The following is a 254-nucleotide window of genomic DNA, read 5'->3' as shown; positions in this document are numbered from 1 at the left end:
TCTTTTGGGCCGCGGCCGCCCCGCCGGCCAGGGTGTAGTCCAGGGTGGAGGCGAGGTCGAACGTCGTCGAGTCGGCCTGGGGCAGGGTGCGCAGGATCCGGGCCCGGTAGGTCAGGGTGAAGGCGTCGTTTCCGGCGTCGTTGTCGCCGGTGTTGACGACGCTCCCGAAGGACCAGGTGAGGGTGCCGGTGTCGCCGGGGGCGGGGGTGGCGACCCCGGTCAGGGTGAAGGGCCCCGCGCCGTCCCAGGTGCCG

1 protein-coding gene is annotated in these 254 nt (G+C 73.6%); it reads right to left on the bottom strand.

What is annotated here, in order from left to right; translation table 11 throughout:
• Window positions 1–254: hypothetical protein (locus ACYQ8L_RS18795; RefSeq protein WP_459943334.1), on the bottom strand; the 254-nt coding region annotated here is incomplete at both ends.

The organism is Deferrisoma palaeochoriense, assembly GCF_054656955.1.
Note: the sequence above shows the minus strand (reverse complement) of the source record. Positions and strands in the feature narration are given on the sequence as shown.